The organism is Mycobacterium sp. TH-M15, from assembly GCF_057473705.1.
The window spans coordinates 1-1,798 of the sequence record NZ_JBYCLB010000498.1 but is presented as its reverse complement, the minus strand read 5'-3'; the positions used below and the strand labels follow the sequence as shown (position 1 = coordinate 1,798).

Annotated in this window: 3 protein-coding genes; 2 read left to right on the top strand and 1 reads right to left on the bottom strand. The window is 71.8% G+C overall.

The window, feature by feature from the left end; translation table 11 throughout:
* The first annotated feature begins 219 nt into the window (after positions 1–219).
* The gene (locus tag AC2VNT_RS12155) at positions 220–771 is read left to right on the top strand and encodes a nitronate monooxygenase (RefSeq protein ID WP_486947101.1); all 552 of its coding nucleotides are present in this window, start codon (positions 220–222) and stop codon (positions 769–771) included.
* Between the two features lie 9 nt (positions 772–780).
* Positions 781–1,245, top strand: coding sequence for a nuclear transport factor 2 family protein (locus AC2VNT_RS12150; RefSeq protein ID WP_486947100.1), 465 nt, complete (start codon positions 781–783; stop codon positions 1,243–1,245).
* Between the two features lie 32 nt (positions 1,246–1,277).
* Here the strand turns inward: AC2VNT_RS12150 and AC2VNT_RS12145 are convergent.
* Positions 1,278–1,798: sunset domain-containing protein (locus AC2VNT_RS12145; protein ID WP_486947099.1), on the bottom strand; the 521-nt coding region annotated here is incomplete at its 5' end.

The window sequence follows — 1,798 nt, the reverse complement described above, 5'->3', positions numbered from 1 at the left end:
CGACAGTGCACTGAACTGGTCTGCGGGCTCAACCTGGAGCTGATCCAGGGCATGCTCGAAGGGGCTGGCGAGCCGCCCCAGCGCGCCGTGCTGGCGCCGCGCAAGGGCCGCTGCTGTGTCGTCGTGCGGGCACCCGACCGACAGCACCGCGGCGCCCGGCACAGCCACGATCGCTGAGCACACCGACAGCATCGACCGCACCGACAGAGGGAGACGACGGTGAGCCTGCTGGAGTCGCTCGGCCTCGACTGTCCGGTGGTGCAGGCGGGCATGGGCGGCGGGGTGGCCGGCACCGACGAGGTCCGGACGCTGCTGGTCGCCGGGGCCGCCGGCGCGGTGGCCGGAACCCGGTTTCTGCTCACCGAGGAGTCACGCGCCCACCCCGGCTACAAGCAGCGGGTGCTCACCGCCGACCGGACGATCCGCAGCCTGCTGTTCGGGATGGGCTGGCCGCTGCCGTACCGGGTGGTCCCGAACGCGGTCACCGACCGCTGGTGCGCCCGAAGCGAGCTCGGACCGGGAGTGGTGCGCGGCCTCAACCGGCAGACCGCACCGCTGAGTCGGCTGCTGCCAATGAGCTCCCGGGGCGCGATGCTCACGCTGCAGCGCGTCGCGATACCGCTGTTCACCCCGGCGCCCGCTGGTCGGCAGGGATCCGGCCGTGGTCGACCGGTCGGCGCTCTACGCCGGCGAGACCATCCACCGCATACACGACGTCATCCCGGCCGCCGAGGCGGTCGCCCGGCTGGCGCCGTGACCGACGCAGGTTAGGAGCTGGTGATGCCCGATTCGCCGCTGCCGCCGTGCCCACCGTTCGACGAGGCGTCCGCGCGACAGAAGGTGCAGGCCGCCGAGGACGCCTGGAACAGCCGGGATCCGGAGCGGGTGGCACTGGCCTACACCGAGGACTCGGTCTGGCGCAATCGCGACGAGTTCGTCCGTGGGCGGGCGCAGATCGTGGATTTCCTGCGCCGCAAATGGGCGCGTGAGCTCGACTACGCGCTGCGCAAGGAGCTGTGGTGCTGCCACGGCAACCGGATCGCCGTGCACTACCGGTACGAAAGCCACGACGCCGACGGTCAGTGGTGGCGCAGCTACGGCAACGAACTCTGGGAATTCGCCGACGACGGCCGGATGAGCCGTCGTGAATCCAGCATCAACGACGTCGCGATCCGCGAAGACCAGCGGCGCATCTTCGGCCCCCGTCCGGCCGCCGAACGCGACGACCCGCTGCCGCTGCGCTGAAAACGCTCGGCTGCAGCGGTTGCGCAGCGCGATCAGCGAGCCCGGACGAAGCCGTTGTTCTGCGCGGCCTCCTCGCTGACGAACCAGACCTCGGCGAGGGTGTCGTCGTACAACGCGCTCTCCACCGTGTAGTACAGGCCAGAGCTGAAGTTGGCCTTCACCGGATAGCCCTCCGGCGCCCGGTAGGGGTCGTCGAGCGGCAGATGCATCGCCGGTCGCGCCGGCTCGGGTCGGCGGGCCTCCCACGGCTGATGCTGATCGTCTCGGGCGCCCTCCACCAACGGCTGGTACCGCTCGGCGTGCGGCCGGAAGAGGACATGGTCCGTCGGCGGCTCCGGCCGCACCGTCCTCGGCCCCGCGTCGTCCGAGGCGGCATGGCGGCCGGTCTCCGACGGGATGCGGGTGGGCTCGGTGGCCGGCTCGTTCTCGTCGGCCTCGTCCACCTCGGGTTCGGTGTAATTCGACCACCCCGGGCGTCCGCCCAACAGATCCACGCCGGACGGCGGGCCGCCCAGCAGGTCCACCCCGGAGGGCGGGCCCCCCGGCGCTTCGC